Consider the following 23,960-nt stretch of genomic DNA (forward strand, 5'->3'; position numbering starts at 1 on the left):
TTTCAAACCTACTGTTTGATCTGCACCCCCATCAATATGGGTCTTTTTCACATCTTCTTGAGTCAAAGATAACGAGGATGCACTCATTTGATTCAAATCTACCATTTCTTCAGCTATTACTAGAGTTGAAAATACTAATAGAAATATACATAGAAAAGTTACTGTTTTTTTAATATTCAATATGATTCCTCCTAATATTTATGTATTTATGTAAATTCTTAATTACACTTCTTGAAACAAACTTCCCCCTTCAATTAATAAAACTTTCATTAATTTACCTTTAAATCATATACAAAGTTTTTTGTCATTTCTAATGGAAATAAATTCTTGATACTTTGTTGATAATTTTATAATTAAACAATAAAAAAACCTTTCATAAAAAAGAGAAAGGGTCAAACAAAATATTCCGTAACGAGTAATTTATTTTTCTTTGTTTTTATTTTTTAATTTTTTTGTCTTTTAGCTTCTTCTTAATGAAATAATCTTCTGCAACTTCTTCATTTAAACCAATGATGTACGAGTGTGTAACTTTTTCATGATCCTCATTTGCTATTGATAGAGACGGGAATACTAATAAAATTATGCATAGTAAGCTTACTACTTTTTTTATAAGCAAAATAACCTCCTATAATTGATATTCTTTTCTTCTCTTCCTACCTGTAACCTGATTGTATTTAACCATTCTATTTAAAAAATTTACATAAAAATAGGGGGCAGATATACATTTTTTCCAAATGATGTATAGAAACTGAGTTATTTTGAATTTTGTTTGTAATACCTTTAGTTAGTTTAGAAAATAATTATAAGTACATGAAAGGACTTGAATCTAGATCAAGCCTTTTAAGAGGCAATTGATTCTGTAATTATACTTATTCTTAGAGAGAAATCTACTGATTCCCGTACATTCCCAGTTCATACAAAAGAACCTTAAGAGAGTTCTATCCCTTAAGGTAGATGAATCTTTATTTATTTATAAACTTATAATTGAATAAATCCTTTTCTAAAATAAATATCTACTATAATAAGAATTAGATCATTATACGTATCAAATAGTTCATTAAATTGATCTAATGAAATATGTTTAGGAAAGATATCACTAATTATGCCCTTCTCGTCCTCTAAATCACTCCAGAACAAATCCTTTTCAATCGCTATTGCAAACCAAAATATATTTTTTTGATAGCAAAACAATTCGTACGCTATTTTTTTTGATATATATATTTTACCTTCTAGTTGAATAATGGAGTTTAATATTTTTAAATTAGCATTTTTAATTTTATTCAAAATTGTATTAAAATCATGATATTCCATGTTATTTATATCAAATAATGCATCATACAAACTTTTTTTATCCAATTGAATACTCTGACTTTGAAAAAGATCAGAATCTTTACCCATGGTATCATTATAAGATAATCCTTTTAAAGTGATTTCTTCATATTTTTTTAGATACAATAACATCTCATATTTATGTTTGGTTAACTTTTCATTTAATTTCTTTGCAGTTGTATTATAAATCGCTTGAGACACAATATCAGTATAAGTAGATAATAAGTTGCCTGCAAACCTTCTTTTGAGCATTGATCCATTTGAATTAATTTTTGTAATCTCTTCAATTAAATTAAACATAGATTCGATTTCATCATGTAATAATAACGATCCTGGTCTTAATGCTACACTAATTTTTATTAGTGAATCATATAAATTTTCTTCAAGCTTTTCTAATTTATTATTCATTATGGTATATACCCCTCTATCGCTTCTAATGGTATGGATTGATATATGGATATTTCTTGATCTATAGTTGCAAAATTAAACGCTTTTTTATAGTCATAATGATTTGGATCTAAATTTGTGAGTGCATCCACATATTTAGAATCTACTTTATTTAGATTTATTACTATTATACCTTTATTCTCTGAAGTTTCTTGAGTATTATACCAAATTGCTCTTTCTAAACTCTTAGTTGTAGATATCCATGGATCATTCTTCCATGGTTTAAATAATTTATTTGATCCGTATGCTACATGATCAGTTAAACTCCATTTTCCATTAGGATTTTTAGCTTGAATATCTTGTAGGGCAATTACATGAGAAAGATCTTTACTGTTTATTGCTCTATATACAATATTTTCATATTCTTTATTTCTAAGCTCTTCAACATGTTCTGCTTGTAATATTGGTATTTCTGCATATCTAAAATAATCACTATTTGTTTCACCAGCTACTATAGGATTATAGAAGAATAAAGTGATGCTAGTAAATATTCTTAGCCCCCATGAAGGTTTAGGTTTTACCGATATATTAGGTTGTTTTTTAGTCTTTTCTTCTATTACTTGATTATAAAATTTGTCAAAATCAAGGAGAGCTTCATGACCAGTAGGATCATGGTATATCAATGGATTATTATAAACATATGTATATAAATTTAAACTAAGTGGATTGTTAATATCTCCTTCATACGTATCTTCAGAGACAAATCTACCATCATTTGGATCATACCAACGTGCACGTAGATATTGCAAACTTGTAGTGTTATCCCATAACTCTCCTGAGTATTGAAATGAATTATGGATCATCTCATAAGATTTTATTGGATTGCCCCAAATATCATATTCATATTGGTTTAACCTTGTATTACCAGTTTTGTCTCTTAATTCTACCACGTCTCCATGACCATTTCTAAGATAATAATACTCATTAGCATACGCATCTTCAATAGAAACTAGACCATTTCCACGAATATATTGATTTTTTAATCTTGCTTCACCGTTTACTATTTGTGCTTCAGCTATTATTGCAGGACCGTCGTAATAATATCTAGTTATTTCTCCATCTTCAATCCGCTCTACTAGTAAATTATCTCCATTATATCTATATTGCACACTTTTACCTTCTACAGTTACTTGTGTCAATCTATTATAATCATCATATTCATATTGGGTATTTTGATCATTTCCTACATAAGTACTTACAATTTCTTGTCTATTTCCTCTTAAATCATATTTGTAATTTTTTTTAAAATCATCAGTAGAAAAGATACGGTTTAACTCATCATACTCATACTCATTAGATCTTTCATTTTCTATTTTAGATGTAATGTTTCTATTTGCATCATATCCGTACTGATACTGATTAATGACCGTTCCATCTTTCTTTTGATGGGTCAACGTATCTAAATTCAGTCCATCGTAAGTATATACACTTTCAACCCCATTTTTTTGCTCTATCTTCTGTAGTAATCCATTAGAATAATAAGTATATTCTGCTTCCGCATCTTGAATTGTTTTACCTACTGAACTTATTCTATTTTTTTCATTATAATTATAGTATACATTTAAGTCAAAAGGACCAATCATTTGCTTTCTATTACCTAATTCATCATAAAAATATTGAATGCTTCGTCCGTCTGGATAAGTTACTTTATTTAATAATCCATTATAAAGATCATAATTATAGGATGTCGTCCCTGTTACATCAATCATGGATGTACGATTTCCAATTAAGTCATATGAAAATTGAATTATTTGATCTGCACTTGTCTTCTTCGTTAACAAGTTGCGATTGTTATATTCAAACCAAAAAGAATTTCCATTTCGATCCGTTCTATTTGTGAGGTTTCCATTTGAATCGTACACATAAGAGTCTATTTGACCTTTGGGATCAATACGTTGAATTAAATGTCCCATTTCATCATATTGTTTCTGTAATTGTTTTGTATCTGCATAGGTAATCGTTGTTAGGTTTCCAACCATATCATAACCATAAGTCGTTTGTTCCGACTTAGCATTTGTGACACTTCTTAATCGACCTAAAAAGTCGTATTCGTATGTCGTTAAGTAGCCGTTTGCATCAATCGTTTCAATTAAATTACCTACATTATCATATTTATATCCTGCTAAATCTTGTCCTCCATTTGTAAGTTCTTCTTCTTTAATAGTTCTGCCAAATTTATCTACCGTAGTACGTAGTACATTATTTTCAGGGTCTGTATTTGTGACTGTATGTTGAATATCATCATATTGGGTAGTTGAAGAATATCCATCTGCTTGTATTGTTTCAATATTTCGATCCCAAGCATCATAAATAAATTCCGTTCTATTTCCTAGAGCATCTTCTATCCAAATTTGATTCCCTAGTTCATCATAACCATATTTTTCTTTAGACTTATATACACCGTGTTCCATGATGCCTATTTCTGTCATCCACCCTAACGGGTTAAACTTTGTAACAGTTTGGATTCCTTCTTCATCTGTTTTCACAATAACATTATTTACATCATCAAAGTCCATTCCGATATGGCTTCCATCTGGATGAATTGCTTTTATCACTCTACCCAGTGCATCATATTCATAGGTGCTCACATTTCCATTTCCATCTATATATTGCGTGGTTTGTCCAGATGTTAAGTCGTATGATGCTTCAGTAGAAATCGTAGAGACTACACCATCGATATCTGTGACATCCATTGACTTCATCGTTGGATATGCAAATTGAACATCTTCACTGTATTGCGTCTGTGAGAGGATATCTTTTTCCCCATTTTCAACTCTTGTTTGAGTTGGATTCCCATAGGCATCATAGTTTTCATAGTTTATTTGTTGTAATAACTCACCTGTTTCATCATTCTCAAAGACTCGCATTTGAGTGAGGCTTCCCAGCCCATTTCTCTCAAATACAGTATGAAGACTGGTTGTATCATTGATAGGTTGATTGATGTTTTTTAGTAATTTCGTATCCGTGTCATAGGTATACGTCGTTGTTATACCTAGTGGATTCGTTTCACTAATCACATTTCCATAATCATCGTATTCAGCTGAGGTGGTCACCATTTCTGAAGTAGTATTATTTACTATATTTGTCGTTTGACTACTTGTTTCTATTGGTAACCAAGATAAACGACGCTCTTCATCATAAGTATACGTTGTTGTTTCTTTTAAGTCCCCTGCTTCTGTGACCACTTCTGTATTGTAATAATCAGCTGGGTTATCAGAATCAATGTAATCTTTTTTATAATGGAATGTTGTTGATTTTTGCCCACTATTCAAGGTCGTTGAAAATGTTAAGTCTTGATCATACGAACTGCTAAGGTCCCCATTGTAAGAGAATTTTTGGATATTCTTACTTTCTTGTGTCCCATTTTCATAAAATACGATTTCTTCTCTTGAATTCACTCGATAAGCTTCATTTACGGAACTTTTTGAAAGATATCTCTTTACAGGACTACCATACACATAAATACTTTTAGATCCTGTTGGGTGAGTTACCCCAGTAAGTAGAGCATATGGATTACTTACTGTAGGCGTTATACTTGTTAAACTATACTCTGCTGGTTTTAAATCATAATCGTAAGTCGTCACTCTACCTAATGGATCAATCACTTGGCTTAAGAGCGTCACACTACCTTCTTTTATCTTTTTATATGTGATCGTTTTTTCTCCATATTGAATTACCACTTGTGATGATGTATTCGTTATAGTAATTGTGTTACCAATCGCATCCGTAATTGAACTAAGTACAAAATCGTTATACGTAAAATCAATGTTATTTGAATACGTATCTTGTATTTGAATCAGTTTACCACTGCTATCAAAGTATTGATTTATTCCAGAGATGGATTTAAGTACATACCGAGATGTAACTCCATTTACTGTAACAGTACTATCTGATTCAAATGTGAGATCATTTAATTTGTATCCTTGTAGCTGATACCCAGAAGAACTACTCCCAGTAATTTGGTAACTTCCCCCAACAACTAGTTTTAAATATTTTTTGTTATTAATCTCTTCAATATAAGGAAGATTCCAACTCCATCCTTTACCAATGGGGAATATCTCATCTTCATAGGTGCCTTTACCTGTTGAAGTAGATAATTTATAAAATTGGGAGGAGCCACTGTTATATGTTCTAGTTAAAGCAAAAGATAACCCATTTCTACCTGGTAGAACAAAATCTGTTTCTTGGATCGATAAACTACCAGATAAGGTAGACACCGTTTCATGTTTTAAATCAATAGAATACGGTGCTTCATTCGTTTGTAAATTGACATTATTTAATGTCTCTTCATCAGGTTCAATTGGTGATTCCTCTTCTTCTAAAACTGAAACTTTATTTTTCTTTTTATCCTTATCTTTCTTATCTTCTTTGTTCTTTTTATCTTTTTTATCTTCTTGATGAGTAAGCTCGTTACGAATGATACTTTGAGCGTTTTTAGATGGGTTAATAAACTTTGGTTTAATCTTTTTCATGCTATCTTGGTAGGTTTTACTGTTTTCTTTTTGATATTTCAACGCTTCTTCAATATCTTTTAATGTATAACCTTTATTTAGCTCATTTTGAATAAACTCTTGAGAGATATTAAAACGTTTTTCAAGATTCTTCTTGTCTTTTTTTGCTGATTTTAAAGGCTTTTTAACCTCAAATGATTTTGCTTTATCATTTTTGGCATAAACGGATGGAGATAATGCTTGTATATTAAAACTAGTAACCAATAAGGTTAAAATTAACGTTATAATTATAGATTTAAATAGTTTCTTTTTCATCTGATTTCACCTCTAGTTTTGAATGGTAGTCTGTTTATTTATTAAATTTCCATTTTCTTTAAGTTTAGCTTTAAATGATTTACTGTAAAGGAATTCCTCTAAAAAACTACCATCTGAACTGATAATTTTAATAATTTTATCACTAACTGAAGTCTTTACACGTTCTCGTCCACCCATAACATAGATTTTCCTATTATTCAATTGTCTTGAGTAGTTCATACTATCTACTTCTACCCATTCATCTGTTTCATTTGCATCGTAAAAATCTGTGTATTAGGGAATGGAATAATCGTAAAACACAAAATCATTATTAATCCAAGTTGATTTCATATTTTTTTTTCTTTATCTTTATAAGTAAAATTAATGTTCAATTGTTGTCTGTTTATTGATTAAATTTCCATTCTCGTCATATTGATATTGTGTTTGGAAGTTTATTTTCAAGGGACTAACTGTAAAAGAATATGATTCCTCTGAAAAACTACCGTCCTCACTAAAAACTTTTATATAGTAGGTTTGTCCACTTTCTACTAAATAATAGAGTTCACTAGCTAAAATTCCTTTTAAATTCATTTCAGCATCATATACATATAGACTATATTTGGCAGTCTCAGGTGATTGAAATGTTATAGTATCAACTCCAGTTTGAGTTGGAATGTACTTATAGAAATCCGAATCATTTTCTGAACTTATGGTTGATGTATAATTGCTATAATAAGCAATCGGATATGCTGTCGTTGCATCATCGTTAGGCTCATAAGAAATAGGTAACACAAGATCATTAACATAACTCCATCCAGACCAATTTGTTCCATCATATACTTGGATCCCAAAATCCCATTCTCCTCCTGCTAATTGTGGAGTCGTATGTGTTGTATCATCTGAAGAAATAATGTCAGAAAAATAGGACCATGTTTCCCAGTTATCTTGTGACCCGATCACCTGATACCCGATTTGTTTTTCCGTATCTATATCACTAAAGTCCCAATGAAAAGTGATTATATTTTCGTTTAGTTGTTGTCCATCGAAATGAGAAGTGATGTTTAAATTTGGTAAATTATTCAACTTCACATAAACACTATTAGAATTTGGACTTTCCCCAATATGACTAATGGAGGATACAACATAATAGTAGCTGTTCCCATTTACCACAGTTGTATCACTAAAGTAAGGATCAACTAAATTTTCAGCTATGGTTACGTAAGGTCCTTCTAATGAAGATGAACGTTTCACAATATAATTCTCTGCCGTTTCTACTACATCCCATGTTAGATCAACTTTAGAGTCACTAGTCATTGCTTGTAGATTCATAGGTTGGTTAATACCATAGTGTCTTTCTATAATATAATCGGCTAAATTTCTCATAGCAGTATCTATATCTGAGTTATCTATATACTTCCCATTTCCGTTATTATATTCTATTAAGGATTGAATACTAGATTTATTGTCCTCGTTACCTAAACCAATAAAATCAAAGTTTGCTGAATCCATACCTTCCATAATAAAAGATGTATCCACGTTATTATTTAAAAATAATCCGTAAAAACTTCCTTCAGCATTATTTAAATTCATTTCGTAATCAAGATATTCTACATCTGGAGTCCCTTTATAAATCGCATCATCATCCTCCATACGAATACCTGTTTCGGTATTGTATAACCTTGTTTTATCATCACAATCAGTATTGTTAAGGTGATTATCCAGACAAAAATCTCCTCTTATGTAAGGAGAAACAGTATCAACAGTTAAATCATCCCCTATACTTGAATATGAGATAACCTGGTCTATAAGGCCTTCTCCTCTTTCATAAATATCCATATTAGATATTATTTCATCACCATTGCTATCTTGTGCATTTACTCTCAAACTAAGACCATCTATTGAATAAGTATAACTTGGGTTTAAAACATGAGATGAATCCCCAATCTCTGGTTGATAAATTAAGTTTCCTTCTGGAACTAATGTAAATTTAGCTCTTCCACTAATCGCTCTTCCACTGCTGTGTTCTCCTGTATCTTTGATGTAATAGTACTCAGTACTGTCTGTTATCACATCCACTGAAAGGTTATGCTGGATTGAATCTTTATAACTTATATCTTCTTGATCAAAAATATATTGGTATATATATTCATCGCTTATATAATTTTCTGTCTCTTGATTAATGAGTTCTCTAGAATCAAATGCCTCAGCTATAAAGCCTATAGAATACAAGTGTAATTTATCTGGGTTTAAATAAGTTTTCATATCTCCCCAATTACTGTATAATTTCCTTCCTAGTGCAGATGAATCGTAGGATGCGTCAGAACACATATAATTACTGTATTGACTCTGTGGATTATCATTGTTAACATCACAAACTATGTCTTTATACAATGTAATAATATTCCCATTATTATCAATTGCTTTAACTTCCATAGTTAAGTTATTGGTAGATAAAGTAAATCCGGTCGCTTTAGCTGTCAAATCCATACGATCTAATATAATTGTGTTAATAGCAGGGATCGCCTTAAACCCTATAGAAACCCCATATGTTCCCTCGTCTCCGCTGGTAGTATAGTAATCATTTGTTATGGTAGTAGATACACTTACAGGATTTTGCACATATCCACCTAAAGTGTCTACAGATAAGTCCAATCTTATATCTCTTTCTTCTAAAAGAGGAATTAATACATCTTGTGCTTTTTCTAATATTAAATCTTCGTTATAGCCTAAAGGTTCTGTCATTAATATTAAATCAGTGTCAAGTACTCTTGTAATTTTAGTTCCATCCATGGCAATAGTAGAATTGATAGGTTCTGCAATATTTCCAGAGAAGTCCTCTAGACCTTGTATGGAAAATTCAATGTCTCCTACTGGATCTTCTTCTGTTACTGTGACGGAGGCAACTACATTATTAAGGTAATAAAACAGATCAGCTTTCTTCCCCATAATACTTATATAGGGATCCTCAATTATTTTCTCATTTAATTTAATTGTTAAATATACTTGGCTTCCAACTCCTGCAAAACTCTCTCCATCACTAGAGGAGATAGAAGAATAAATGATCTCTGGAGGAGTATTAGGTGTACTATCTACTCCATTAATGGAAGGAATATTTATGTCTGTCCAGTCTTCAACTCCTAATTGACCATAATCATTACTACCTACGGCTACTACACTGCCATCACTTTTTAAGCCTATCGTATGATAACTTCCTGCTGCCACTTCTACTATGTCGGTCCAGAAAAAGACTCCCAATTGTCCATCGTCATTCCTGCCTACACTCACTACACTCCCATCACTTTTTAAGCCTACTGTATGATAATATCCTCCGGATACTTGTACTATATCTGACCAGCCTTCAATTCCTAATTGACCGGAATCATTTTGACCAACCGCGACTACTTTCCCATCACTTTTTAAGCCTATCGTATGATATAATCCTGCACTCACTGCTACGATGTCCGTCCAACCCTCTACTCCTATTTGTCCGTATTCATTACTCCCTACGGCTACTACACTTCCATCACTTTTCAAACCTACCGTATGATAATATCCTGCTGCCACTTCTACGACATCTGTCCAATTCTCTACTCCTAATTCACCAGAAGTATCCCTTCCTACAGCCACTACACTTCCATCGCTTTTCAAACCTATAGTATGATAACCCCCTGCTGCCACCTCCACGATATATGTCCAATCATCGACTTGTAATTGACCATAGTTATCCCTACCTACAGCCACTACACTTCCATCGCTTTTTAAACCTACCGTATGATTAGATCCTGTTGTCACTTCTACTATGTCTGTCCAATCATCGGCTTGTAATTGACCATAGGTATCTCTTCCTACGACCACTACATTTCCATCACTTTTCAAACCTACCGTATGAGATTTTGCACTAATATTATTACTTTTTGACCTCTCAAGACTCAAAGGTGAATTATCCACCACACTTCCAGAAGGCGTTTTTATATCTGTCCAACTTGATACACCTAATACTTGACCATCATAATCCCTACCTACAGCCACTACACTTCCATCACTTTTTAAACCTATGGTATGATAAGTTCCTGCTGCCACTGCTACAATGTCTCTCCAACCTTCAACTTCTATTTGATCATAATTATTCCTACCCACAGCTGCTACACTTCCATCTTTCTTCAAGGCCACTGTATGGTATAATCCTGCACTCACGTCTACAATTTCTGTCCATTCTTCTACTCCTAGTTGATTATAATCATCTCTGCCGACAGCTACTATACTTCCATCGCTTTTCAACCCAATAGTATGATAATCCCCTGCTGCCACTTTTACAATGTCCGTCCAGCTTTCAACTTTTAATTGATCATACTCATCACTTCCTACAGCCACTACACTTCCATCGTTTTTTAAACCTACAGTATGATATAATCCTGTTGCCACTTCTACTATGCCTGTCCAACCTTCAACTCCTAATTGACCGTTATCATTTCTTCCTATTGCCACTACGCTTCCATCGCTTTTTAAGCCTACACTATGATAACTTCCCGCTGCCACTTCTACTATGCCTGTCCAATCACTTACCGCTAATTGTCCGTAATTATCACTTCCTACGGCCACTACGCTTCCATCGCTTTTTAAGCCCACAGTATGATATAATCCTGCTGCTACTTCTACGATGTCTGTCCAATCACTTACCGCCAATTGTCCGTAATCTCTACCCACAGCCACTACGCTTCCATCACTTTTCAAACCTACTGTAGTATATTTAGCACCACTAATGTTCGAACGTATCATATCATCTAAAGTTAATTTAACGGTAGCAATACTAATTTGATCAAAGACTGATACTTCAGATTCTGAATTTTCCTCTTCTATATCACTCAATGGTTCTTCTTCGACTTGAATAATTTCCTCATCTATCTCATTTGATTCTTGTACATCTTGGAAACCTTCTTGTATTGTTACTAATCCATGACCATATTCAGTGATATCTCCTAAAGATACAGCTGAAGCAAATAATTGATTTTTAACATCTTCAGAAGTTAGTTTCTTATCTCTAGCCCAAAGTATTGCTGCTGAACCTGTTACATGCGGCACAGCCATAGATGTCCCAGACATTTCACCATATCTATTGTCATTTAAAGTACTCAAAATCGATGTTCCTGGAGCGATTAAATCTAATTCGGAACCTGTACTAGAATATTCTGCTCTTTCTAAGTTTTCATTAACAGCACCAACGGATATACTTTCTGAAAATCCAGCTGGAAAGATTAAAGTTTCATCCCCTAATCCTAAGTTCCCTGCTGCTGCAATCACTAAAATACCTGCATCTGTAGCCTCTTGAATCGCTTTATGAAGAGCTTGACTGTATAATTCTCCTCCAAAACTCATAGAGATGATATCCATCTTGTTATCTATCGCCCACTGTATACCTTCGATCACTTGTGCGTATGATCCATTCCCTTCATGATCTAACACTTTTACGGCATATATATTAGATGCTGGCGCGATCCCTACAACGCCAAACTCATTGTTGAGCGCTGCAATTGTTCCAGCTACATGTGTACCATGACCATTCTCATCTTGATAATCTGTACCTTCAACAAAAGATATACCGTCTTTAATTTTTAAGTCTGGATGCTCAGAAATTCCTGTATCTAGAACAGCAATATTAATATTTTTACCGTCTTTCCCATTTTCAAGAGCAATATTTGCTCCTATAGCCTCTAAACCCCACGGCATCATTTGTTCACTTTCATGGATTTCTTTTTTGTTTGCTTTATTAATGGATGCCATTTGGACGGACGCATTTTCTTCCACAAATAAAACTTCATCTTCAAAAACAATTTCGGCATATTCAGTTAAATTTAAGTCTGTCACTAATAAATTGTTTTTCTTTGTTTTTATTTTCTTTGTTTTCTTATCTTTTAACTTCTTTTCAATAAAGTCATCCTCTACTACTTCTTCATTTAAGCCAATGATGTACGAGTGTGAAAATTCATTTTGATTATCGTTTGCTAATGATAGAGAAGATGGGAATAATAATAAGAATATACACAATATAACTACTACTTTTTTTATAAGCAAAATAATTCCTCCTAAAATTTATATCTTTTTTACTACTTCTTACTTTTAACCTGATTAAATTTACTCCTCTCTATTTAAAACCTGTATTAACCATTCTATTTAAAATATTTACATAAAAATAGGGGGGAGCTATACATTTTTTCCAAATGATGTATAGAAACTGAGTTATTTAGAATTTTGTTTGTAATACCTTTGTTTACGTATTCAAATTACTTTGTGAATTTTCCACTTTTTCAATAGTTGCATTTTTTTATCTAAACTCTTCTCCTTCCCGTAAACACTTTCTATGACATTCTGTTACACAAAAAACAATATTTATTTGAGGAGATCTCTAACTAGATTAATGATATTCTATGCTTTATAATCTTTTTCTAAAGGTTAAAAGTTACTGTTGGTCAAATTTATAGTCAAAAAAAAGCAGAAGTAACACCCTTCTGCTATCATTTATTTACTTAAATTAATACTACAAATGAAATACTGCATTGTGCTGTGATAATTTTTTCTTTATATCCTTGTTTGAGTCATTTCTAATAATTTTTAGTTCCCTTTCTTCTCATTCCAAACTATATCTATTTCACTAAATCTCGTTTTCAAAGTTAATTTTATAATTATCCCCATCTTATAGTAACCACATCCCAATGATAAGTTATTTCTAAATGCGTCCTTCTTTTTATATCTCACAATATAATAAAACTATGGATTCACATTATGTACGATCAGAATTGGGTCTTAAAATATTTGTATTTTTATCAATTTAGTCATAGATTAAAAAATTAGAATTTTCAGATCCAATATTAAAATATCAACTGATAAAACAAAACATCTAACCAAGTATCAAACTTATAACCAACCTCTTTAAAACAACCTATGTATTCAAAACCAAACTGCTCGTGCATTTTTACACTGACTTCATTTCCTTTTGTAATACCAGAAATAATAACATGGTGACCTAATTCTTTAGCACGTTTGATAATCTCAGTCATTAAATGTTTGGCAATGCCCTTCCCCCTATAATTTTCATCTATGTATACGGATAACTCCACTGTTCGATTATAAGCAGCTTTTGATCTATAAGGGGACAAAGTACAGTAACCCACAACTTGATCATCAATACAAGCTACTAAGATTGGATGTTTCTTCCCATAATGAGAAAACCACTGTTTTCGTTGCTCTAGTGTTTCTTTTTCTAAATCAAATGTTGCTGTTGTTGTTAAAATGGCATGATTATAAATATTTAAAATTTCAGGAAGGTCTGTCTCAACTGCGTCTCTGATTATCAATTGTTCATTCATCTCCATAAAAAAACATTAAAAATAAAAAAAGAATATATTTAAATGTATTGTAATTCTCTTTAAAAATCAATGTAAATAAATTCAAAATGTACAATTATTTTTTGCTTAAATTATCCAATTAGTTTTTTCAGATTTTTGGGAAATACTAATTTTAACAAGGAGGGATAAAATGACCAATAAAGATATGAGTCCAATGTCAGGAGATCCTGTAGAAACTGAAGGCATATATAAAAATGAATGGGGGAGAGAAGAAATGTTTAAGCGAGGAGATATATTCCCTGCTGATCCGCAAATGGGGACTACAGCATGGGTATTAAGTGCTTTTCCTCCAGATCAGCAAAGAAGAGAAACGGTTGATCCACGCTTTAGATTAGACAACACTAGTGAATCCAACCATCAAAACAAACCTCGTTTACATGTAGATCGTGGGGATAAATAAATATGATGTTCAAATCGTATAAAGACCCTAATATAGAGCAGAGATTTAAAGAATTACAAAAATATAAAATTAAAAAATTGTCTTCAGAGTACCCAAGTGAAACTTTGAAAACTTTACAGCAATATTCTCAAGAGAAACAAAAAAGAAACATCATTATTTCACTAATCACTGCTGCCATCATAATTCCAATGGTTATCGTTTTATTCATGAGTAAACAAAATAAGAAAAGAAGTTGGTTTCAACAACTCTTTTATAGATGGCGCTATAATAAAAATCACTGACCCACAAAAGGTCAGTGATTCATTATGTTTTTATTAATTACTTCACAAATCGGTGTCCACCAATTTCTTTGACTACTTCCTTACTATTAAAGAATCCACTTTTGGATACTTTAGGATTAAAGAAATATAAAGCTCCTTCTACAACATTTTTACCTGATAACACTTCTTGAGCAGCCTTGATTGATTGGGCAGAAGGTTGAATCGTTTCAAGCTTACCCGTTCTTGCAGGTGTAAATTGATTTGGCGCATAGATTACGTCTTTAATCGTATTTGGAAAACGTGAATCATTTACTCGATTCAATATGACATTACCCACAGCGATTTGACCTTCATAAGGTTCGTATCCTGCTTCTGCAGATATAATTTTAGCTAAGAGTTCAATTTCTTCTTCAGAAAAGTTTTGAGCTAATTTTGATAACATAATAGATGGTATCACTACTTTTAATTTATCATTGATAAATAGCTCATCCGATTGTAAATTATTTCTGACTTTTAATTGTTCAATCGTAATTCCATATTGTTCACTTATACTTTGTACAGTTTCACCAGCTATTATGGTATGTAGTGGAATAGTTGATACATTCATTTGTTTGGTATTTACATCGTATTGAAAATTTGCATGTAAAAATTCCGTTAGATGACGAACAGGTATATATATATGATTATTTTCTATAATCGTTGGAGCATCCATATAATATTTTTCACCATTTAGTAGTACACTTACATCATTTAATTTAAATGTGATCTGGTCTCCAGAATTCATTTGGATAATGGTTTCTTTTGTATCCTTTTTCCACTCTACTGTTGCGCCAAACTCATCAACTACTATACGAATTGGTACATAAATACGACTTTCTTTCTCTACTATAGGCTTAGATAAATTTACTTCTTGAGAGTTAATTTTAATCGCATGACTTGACTGTGCGAAACTAACACTCATCATTGTAAAAAATAAAAATAAACTTATCGTTACAGCTTTTAGTTTTCGAATAAAAATCACTTCCTAGTTTAAAATTTATGAAACACATCTACTATTATAACATAGCAATGCAAATCACAAATTCTCAATTAATGGAAGTGCTTTTAAAGAACAAAAAAAAGACTCATATGAGCCTTTTTATTTAATCGTATATCCACCACGAACCATGACGTAAATCGTGTAATCTACACTCTCATGTGGTTTAATTCCCCGACCTACACCTGGATTAATTAATAAATGATTATTCTCAACAGCGACTCCGTTTAAAACATCTTTAGCACCAGTAACATCCGCTAATCCGTTGCTTGTATCACTAAAAGCGACTGTTTTACCAGTTCTAACTATCATCTCAGTCCCAACATTAGGATATAAAGCTTGTCCAGGCTGCAATTTAACAACTTCCAAGGAAGAAGATAATCCTCCTCCAATTGTTAAATCTGTACCTGCTAATTTCTCTTCAATCAATTTATCAATTGTCTGATCTACGTAACCTTTTGTTACTAATGGATCATTTGCTGAACCGGGTTGTTCTGAATTAAAAGTGTTTGCTAGGGATGGGATTGTGGTACCAGCTAAGTATCCTCCTCCTAATAATAGAGCGGATAAAGCTATTTTTGTTATGTGTTTTTTCATTATTTTCCTCCGATTTGGGTATGTATATTTTTATATTATTATACTCTATACTTATATTAATGTTTCGAAGAATTTATTTTCACTTAGGCTATATTTAAATAATTTAAATAAAAAGAATCTTAGTAGAATAAAACCTACTAAGATTCTTACATACAATCATTAATATATCTTCAATAAATCTCTAATTCCAATTAATTAATAGTAACTGAAGTTTCCTGATTTTCATTACCTTGTAAGTCATTAATTGAATTGCTTCTAATATTAATTAGAAGGCCTTTAATTTGAGTATCAGTATCCATTTCATCGATAGTTATAACCACTTCATTTGGAGTTCCAGCATCAAAACTTGATACGGCATTAGATACTGTAGCAGTTACAAATTCAAAATCAGTTGCATCAGCATTGATTTCACCAGCACCAACACCCTCAGATAGTACCACAGTGATTACATCAGAACCACCAGTGAAGTTAATTGGGTCTATTGTAGCAGAAGTAGTAACTGAACCATCACCATTTGTCACTGTAGCACTAAAATTAGATAAATTAGTAATTGCTGTAGCAATTTCAGTAGAAGTATTACCCAATACATCAGTTCCATCATCTGCAAGCGTGACTGTTATCTTATTAATATCATCATATACTGCATTTAATACGTCAGCTTCACCATCAGCGTTGTCTGTAACTATTTCTAATAGCAAATTATTACCTATAGCTCCTGCATATGATGCATCATCTATAGTTACTGTAATCTCTTGGTTTAGTATTCCAGAATATAAAACTAATGATGCATTTGTTTGAACAGTTGAAGCGCTATTGATGGATACACCTGTAACATCAACAACATTAGCTACATCTGTTCTATTAACGTTTGTGTTTCCAAAACTATCTAAATCATCTTCATAAGTAACTGTTAATGTCCCACCTACAGACCCCTGTACTTCGTTATTATTAGAACCATTAGAAATTAATGTTGCAGTACCTGAAAATACTCCAGAGTTATCATCTGTTTCTGTTAATGTAACTTGAATTGGATTTCCAGATCCTGCTAATACTACATTCACTTGATCTTCTGAGTTAGTAGTGTCCTCATCAGCGTCTGTTACAGTTACAGTGACTGTTTCATCTATCTCATAGCTACCTTTGTCTAAAGAAACAGATCCAGTAAATCCAAAATCATTATCCTCTATATTAATGACTTCAACATCATCAATTTCTTCAAGGATGTTACCATATACGTCTTCAATATCATAGTCATTTACAGTACTTAATTCTAAATCAACATCCAAATCAGAACTGTTTTGCTCTTCAACTCGGATTACTACATAGATACCATCCGTATCATTTCCTTCTGATAGATCAGCAGGAATTGTTGTATAATCATCCGTTGCATAAGCTCTAATTATATCGTTATAATCACTATCATCGAATTTAAAGGCCTTCTTGTAGACTGATCCATCTTTTATAGGTTCTGTAAATTCAACCACAACGTGGTCTGTTTTATTGTTTCCATTTACATCAAGCGCAAAGATGTTTTCTACTTGATCACCATCAAGTGTTCTAAATGCCACTTCTGGTGCTATTCCATCTACAGCAACTCTTGCATTTTCATCTTTAAATGGCGCTGGAGCCACTTCAAATATATTGTACGTATCTGGATTATCTTCATCTGCCTCAAATGATACTTTGATGTCTAATTCGTTTCCATCAATATCTCCAGTGTGTTCAATTTCATTTTCTAGAAATAGTGTTACCAACGTACCCTCATCGTTATATTCGATGTCCAACCCATCAATATCAATATTACTATCGATGAATGAATCAGTTACTTTAAAATCATCATCATCTACAGATATCAATTCTTGGTCAAATTGGACTGTGATTTGTGTTCTACTGATCGCAATTACTCCATCCGGTTCTACTTCGGCTCTGTAATTTCCAAAATCTTCAATATCCAAGGAAAGTTGGAAAGCATTGAATTTATTTCCATTTATATCTTCAATATTAGATATTAATAATTTTTCCGCCTGAAGTAACTCTTCATAGTCGCCTCTTGTTAACTCAATCATGACTGTTTTATCATTTTCGAAGAACTCAAAGTCTCCATCAATTCTAGATGTATTTCTTCCATCATAAAAACGATAATTGTCTGGATCTACTGCGGTATCATTTACATCTTCTTTATAGATAATATATAAAACTTCATCACCTTCATATTCTCCATCTTCTTCAGCATCATCGAACTCTACTCTAATGCCCTCATGCATAAAGGTTAAATCATCAATGTCTAATTCAATGGAATATTTCTCCATTTCATTCTCGTATAACGTATCATCTACAAGATCAGAAATTTCTAAAATAATCGTGTTGCCTTCTTGATTGTCAAACTCAAGAACGACGGATTCATTGTTGCTGCCTGGATCTACTTCATGGTCTACATCCAACTCGTCTCCATCTTCATCAAAGAACTCAAAGTTGTCCTCATCAAATTCTTTGATGCGCTCACTGAAGGAAACTTCAATTTCAGAACCGGAAATAACTTCTACATCTGTTACCGTTGGCGCTTCACGATCGGAATCAATCTCAATGTCATATGTCGATGTTTCAAATTCATTACCCCAGTTGTCTACAATTTCAGAGTCATCCGCTTCATCTTTGATGATGAATTCTACATCTCCTGAAGGGAGTGGTCTGTCATCATCTGTATCTTCTGCAAAGACTACAAACACAGTCGTTACTTTTTGATCTTCATCAATCTCATCTTCACGATCCTCATCTGCATAAATCGCTACCGCTCTCCAAGAACTATACGTATGATAGAAATGATCTGGTGTTAAACCGCTAACCGGTTTATCAAATTCAACTTCCACCACTTTTTGATCTGCGTTCACGACTTTAGCCGTTGGGTTTTCTTTGGAATCTTCATAATCATAAGATTCTTTAAAGCTTACATTTGAGTATCCGGCAAAGTCTTCTACTTTTGAAACTGTGATAGTATACTCTTCACCGTCTTTTAATTTTGAATTAAGTGTAACGTTTAACACACGCTCATTGTTTTGGTCAATGATCACATCTTTCACAGATAATTTTTTGGATCCTTGTTTCACAACGATCGTTGAATTATCAATTTCAAAGTCGCTTTCTGGATTTTCATTATCCATGATTGGTTCATTGAATGTTACCTTGAAGGATTTAGGTCCAGTAAATTCAAGGCCTTCTACTTCTGGCAATTCAGCATCAAATGGTTCAAATTCATCTTCATAATCTTCAAGGATTTTTCCACCAATGTTCATTACGCCATCAATTTCAAGCGTATACTCATTTTGATTTTCCATTGGTTCTACTTTCAATACGACTATTTTGCCGTCCTCTTGCAATTCAGCACCTTCAACATCAATACCATCAGATAAATCGTAGTTGCCTGTGTCTTCAGCTGATTCTTCGTCTAATAGTCCATTGAATTCAATCTCTACTTCACGAAGAGTATCTGCATTAATTTCTTCTACTTCTAGTTTCTTTTGTGATTCTTTATAGTCTTCAACTTTCTCTACACTAACATAAGCAGATTCCACTAGGAATGTACGGTCAGCATCTAAAGTATAATCATCATACTCACCAATTAGACCCCAATTTAAAGCTGCAGCAACATATTCTTGCGCCCAAGCACTAACCTCTCCATCCTCTACAGTTCCATCTTCATCATATTCTTTGTCTGTTAAAAATACATACCCTTCAACCAACATTTTTGCAAACTCTTGAAGTGTTACATTATCTTTCGGAGCAAACTTACCATTACCAATACCTTCAATAATGCCAGCATCTACTGATGCTTCAACATATTTATAGGACCAACGCTCTTTATATACATCAGAAAATGTTGGTGTATTAGGAACATCAGATAAATCTAAATCAAATACTAATGCGATAATTTTGGCAGCTTGTTCACGAGTCATATTGTCTTCTAAATGAGGTAAACCATCATCATATCCATTAAAAATACCTTTGTCTTCTAATTCACGATATTTGTCTTCAGCATCCATTTCATTTGCAAAAACAACTGAAGAAAACATTGAAAAGACCATAGCTATAGATAGTAATATAGATAAACTTCTTTTCATAACCTTTTTTCTCCTCCTTGAGAATTATGTCTTAAATATTTGTTTGTAATAGAATTCTTCGCAAATACATTATATCTCTTACATAATAGTTCCCTCCCTTTTCTAGTATTGAATTCAGTTTTATATCATTATTTCTCTGTAACAAATATTACAGAAAACTGGTAATTAACATTGTGACTTACTATGCATATTAGCGAGAAAATTAACCTAAACTATTATGACATTGGTTCATTTAATTATCTATATAGTTATACACTACTGATATTAAAAGGTTTCGGATTTCTCTAAACTTTTTTAGTAAAAAAATATTAATTTAGTAAAAATTAGTTTTTATAAAAAATTGTTATAATAAACTGATATGTTTTTTCCTGTTTTTTTAAATTTACATACTAAGTTTAACGATGTGTAAGTCAAGAAAGTTGCAGTTATTTTTTATTTATTCACTATTAAATAATAAGGATGCTGAATTAAATATTCTCATACGGATTAATAAAGATATTTTTATGTGTTTAGTTCTTTAAGTGATTTCTTTTAATTTATGGATACAATAAAAAAAGTCCCATGAAATTTCATGGGACTTTTTGTTATAGTACGTTAATTTTAATTAAGGTTAAGGTATTACAATATCCTCAAGAGTTAAATCATCTTCACCTTCAAAGAAGTTACCTGATTCATCAGCAAGTTTATCTTCATCAATAGTGATTTCTAAATCTTCACCAGCCACAAGAACGTCATCTGCAACAGTTAAAGTAATTACTTCATCAATTACACTAACTGAAGTTGGAGTCTCGCCATTCACTTCGAAGAATCCTTTATACAATTCATCAGAATCCATATCTTCAGTAAATTCGATAGTAACTGTGTTTGCTCCAGTAACAACTACTGGATCTACAGCTACTAATTCTGGAGCATAACCATCTTCTACAGCAATCTCAGTTCCAGTTGGAGTACTATCTGCAGTAAAATCAGCAGGCTTCACTCCAAAAATGTTTGCAATTTCTACGTCATCAGCATCACGATCAAACTCAACTGTAACAAGACTTGCATCTGTTGCAATTGCAAGATCATCTCCGTCAACATCTTCATCATCAAGAGTTAATTTCAATACTGTATATCCATCATCATTAAGATCTTCTTCAATTCCATCGATTACAGCTTCTTCACCATCAACAAAAATAGTGAATCCAACTTCATTTACATCTTCTAATCTTTGATCAAATTCAATAGTAACTTCATTACTTCCAGTTACTGATACTTCAGCTTCAGCTCGAGTATCTTCACTATCAAAAGCAACTATACCTTCAGTAATTTGGAAATCATCCATGCCATTTCCATTTATGTCTTCAATATCTGATAGTACAAGTTTATTATAACCAGTTGTTAACTTATCAAAATCATCTTCAGTTAATTCAACTTGAATAATGTGATCTTCTTCAAAATACTCAAATTCACCATCGAGTTTTGCTAAAGTACTATCATTATATAAGCGATAGTTATCTGAATCAACAGCAGAATCACTTACAGCTTCTTTAAAGATGATATATAATAGGTCATCACCTTCATTAAAAGTACCTAGGTTATCATCTGAATCTAATGCATCTTTAAACTCAACACGGTCTACTAAATCAAATGTTAAGTCATCAAATACCAATTCTTCAGTATATTCTTCCATTTCATTTTCATATAAAGTATCGTCTACTACGTCAGAAATCACTAAAGTAAGAGTTTCACCTTCTTGATTATCGTCTTCGAAAGTTAACGTTACTGTTTTATTATCATCTGAACCTTCTGCAGTAATGTCAATTTTAACTTCATCTCCATCACTATCTAAAAACTTATAGTTATCTGAATCAACTTTAACGCTTTCGCTAAATGTAATTTCAACTGATGTACCAGATTCAACTTCCACACCTGTTACAGTTGGAGCGTCACGATCTGCTGCTACTTCAAGTTCATAAGTAGTTTTCACAAACTCATTACCCCAGTTGTCTTCGATATCTCCAGAAGAGATTGTAAATTCAACTGTACCTGATGGTAACGCATGATCACCATCTTCACCATCTTCACCGTCATCAAATACTACAAATAATGTAGTTACTTTATCTAATGATGCTTCTACATTACTTGGAACTTCTCCCTTAGTTTCAGTGATGTAAAGAGCTTTCCATCCAGTATATGTATGATTAAAGTCATCTTTATTCACACCAGATACTGGTTTATCAAACTTAACTTCTATAACTGTTTGAGTAACATCTTCAATTGATGCTGTTGGAGCATCTTTAGAATCTTCATAGTCAAACGCTTCTTTAAAACTTACGTTTGCATATTCAGCAAAATCTTCATATTTACTAATTGAAATCGAATACTCTTCTCCATCTTTGAAAGAGGAGTTAAGTTCAACAAATACTTCATTACCACTAACTTTTGTATCATTTTTATCTACAGATAATTTCTTAGATCCTTTTTTAACCTCAACTTTACCTTCTACTTCAGGATCCATTGGTTCACTAAAAGTCACTGTAAAACTTTTCGGTCCAGTGAATTCAAGACCTTCTACAGTTGGAAGATCAGCATCAAATGCAGTGAATAATCCTTCGTAATCTTCTAATGTGTTTCCACCTGCACTTTTCACACCATCAATTTCAATTTTATATTCATCTTGATTGTCTAATTCTTCTACTGTTAAAACAACCGTTTTACCGTCTTCTTGTAATTCTGCATCACCAACATCAATAGAATCTGAAAGATCATAATTACCTTCTTCTTCAGCAGATTCTGCGTCTAGAGCTGCATTGAATTCAACTACTACCTGTACAAGACTGTCAGCAGAAAGAGACTTTACTTTTAATTCTTTAGCTGCTTCAGCTAATTCTTCTACTTTTGCATTAGCAACATAAGCACCTTCAACTAAAACCGTACGAGTTGCATCAGCAGTGTAATCGTCTGCTTCAGCGATTAAACCTGCTTCTAGTGCAAGTGCCACATATGGTTGAGCCCATGCACTTACATTTTCACTGTCTACAGTAGCTTCCATGTCAATTTCCATGTCAGTTGCATTTGCATAACCAACTGCGATCATTTTAGCAAATTGTTCAACAGTTACGTTATCTTTTGGAGCATATACTCCTTCAGAAACACCATTGATAATATCTGCTGCTGCTGCTGCTTCTACATATTCATAAGACCAACGGTCAGCAGCTACATCAGAAAATGTTGGAGCTTCTGGAGTGTCTAAGTCAAGTTCAAAAACAAGTGCAATAATTTTTGCTGCTTGTTCACGAGTCATATTGTCTTCTAAATGTGGAAGACCATCATCATAACCTTCAAAAATACCTTTCTCTTTCAATGTATCAAACTTCTCTTCAGCTGTCATTTCAGTTTCTTCAGCAACTGCTACAGAAGCGAACATTGAGAAAACCATAGCTAACGCTAATAATATAGATAAACTCTTTTTCATAACCTTTGTTTCTCCTCCTCGGAATACGTTTGTTTGTTTAGTTTTACTAGATTGAGTTATTGAATCATTTGAGCTCTGTTCTCTCATCTGAATACACCCCCTTCCTAGAGTTGAGCTGTAATTGTCTTATATTTAATGTCTGTAACAAAAAGTTACAGAAACTAGTAAATAATT

13 protein-coding genes are annotated in these 23,960 nt (G+C 32.5%); 2 read left to right on the top strand and 11 right to left on the bottom strand.

The window, feature by feature from the left end; translation table 11 throughout:
- From ERL59_RS16685 to ERL59_RS16715, 7 genes are all read right to left on the bottom strand, one after another.
- A partial coding sequence (locus ERL59_RS16685; RefSeq protein ID WP_160647378.1) for a hypothetical protein occupies positions 1-180 on the bottom strand: 180 nt, incomplete at its 3' end.
- Positions 181-436: 256 nt separating this feature from the next.
- Positions 437-616, bottom strand: coding sequence for a hypothetical protein (locus ERL59_RS16690; RefSeq protein ID WP_160647379.1), 180 nt, complete (start codon positions 614-616; stop codon positions 437-439).
- Between the two features lie 362 nt (positions 617-978).
- Positions 979-1,737, bottom strand: a complete 759-nt coding sequence (locus tag ERL59_RS16695) for a hypothetical protein (RefSeq protein ID WP_160647380.1) — start codon at positions 1,735-1,737, stop codon at positions 979-981.
- Positions 1,737-6,542 (bottom strand): RHS repeat-associated core domain-containing protein, encoded by a 4,806-nt coding sequence (locus tag ERL59_RS16700; RefSeq protein ID WP_160647381.1) that lies wholly within the window; start codon positions 6,540-6,542, stop codon positions 1,737-1,739. The genes ERL59_RS16695 and ERL59_RS16700 overlap by 1 nt, the downstream gene beginning before the upstream one ends.
- 12 nt (positions 6,543-6,554) lie before the next feature.
- Positions 6,555-6,761 carry a hypothetical protein gene (locus ERL59_RS16705; protein ID WP_160647382.1) on the bottom strand — a complete coding sequence of 69 codons (207 nt, stop codon included), beginning with the start codon at positions 6,759-6,761 and terminating at the stop codon, positions 6,555-6,557.
- A 141-nt stretch (positions 6,762-6,902) separates the two neighbouring features.
- Positions 6,903-12,590 (bottom strand): S8 family serine peptidase, encoded by a 5,688-nt coding sequence (locus ERL59_RS21460; RefSeq protein WP_160647383.1) that lies wholly within the window; start codon positions 12,588-12,590, stop codon positions 6,903-6,905.
- A 794-nt stretch (positions 12,591-13,384) separates the two neighbouring features.
- Positions 13,385-13,870 carry a GNAT family N-acetyltransferase gene (locus ERL59_RS16715; RefSeq protein ID WP_160647384.1) on the bottom strand — a complete coding sequence of 162 codons (486 nt, stop codon included), beginning with the start codon at positions 13,868-13,870 and terminating at the stop codon, positions 13,385-13,387.
- A gap of 181 nt (positions 13,871-14,051) precedes the next feature.
- Between ERL59_RS16715 and ERL59_RS16720 the strand changes: the two genes are divergently transcribed.
- Together ERL59_RS16720 and ERL59_RS16725 are read left to right on the top strand one after the other, a co-directional pair.
- Positions 14,052-14,321, top strand: coding sequence for a hypothetical protein (locus ERL59_RS16720; protein WP_160647385.1), 270 nt, complete (start codon positions 14,052-14,054; stop codon positions 14,319-14,321).
- Positions 14,322-14,323: 2 nt separating this feature from the next.
- Complete coding sequence (locus ERL59_RS16725) at positions 14,324-14,602, top strand: hypothetical protein (RefSeq protein WP_160647386.1); 279 nt, start codon at positions 14,324-14,326, stop codon at positions 14,600-14,602.
- 37 nt (positions 14,603-14,639) lie between these two features.
- Here ERL59_RS16725 and ERL59_RS16730 read toward each other — a convergent pair whose 3' ends face one another.
- The 4 genes from ERL59_RS16730 to ERL59_RS16745 form a co-directional block, all read right to left on the bottom strand.
- Positions 14,640-15,602, bottom strand: coding sequence for a cell wall hydrolase (locus tag ERL59_RS16730; RefSeq protein WP_160647387.1), 963 nt, complete (start codon positions 15,600-15,602; stop codon positions 14,640-14,642).
- A 117-nt stretch (positions 15,603-15,719) separates the two neighbouring features.
- Positions 15,720-16,214 carry a hypothetical protein gene (locus ERL59_RS16735; protein WP_160647388.1) on the bottom strand — a complete coding sequence of 165 codons (495 nt, stop codon included), beginning with the start codon at positions 16,212-16,214 and terminating at the stop codon, positions 15,720-15,722.
- A gap of 191 nt (positions 16,215-16,405) precedes the next feature.
- On the bottom strand, positions 16,406-20,329 hold the full coding sequence (locus tag ERL59_RS16740; RefSeq protein WP_160647389.1) for an S-layer homology domain-containing protein: 3,924 nt from the start codon (positions 20,327-20,329) through the stop codon (positions 16,406-16,408).
- 610 nt (positions 20,330-20,939) lie between these two features.
- Entirely contained in the window at positions 20,940-23,873 is a 2,934-nt protein-coding gene (locus ERL59_RS16745; protein ID WP_160647390.1) for an Ig-like domain-containing protein, read from the bottom strand.
- Between the last annotated feature and the right edge of the window lie 87 nt (positions 23,874-23,960).

Source organism: Chengkuizengella marina, assembly GCF_009910845.1.
GTDB lineage: Bacteria > Bacillota > Bacilli > Paenibacillales > KCTC-33759 > Chengkuizengella > Chengkuizengella marina.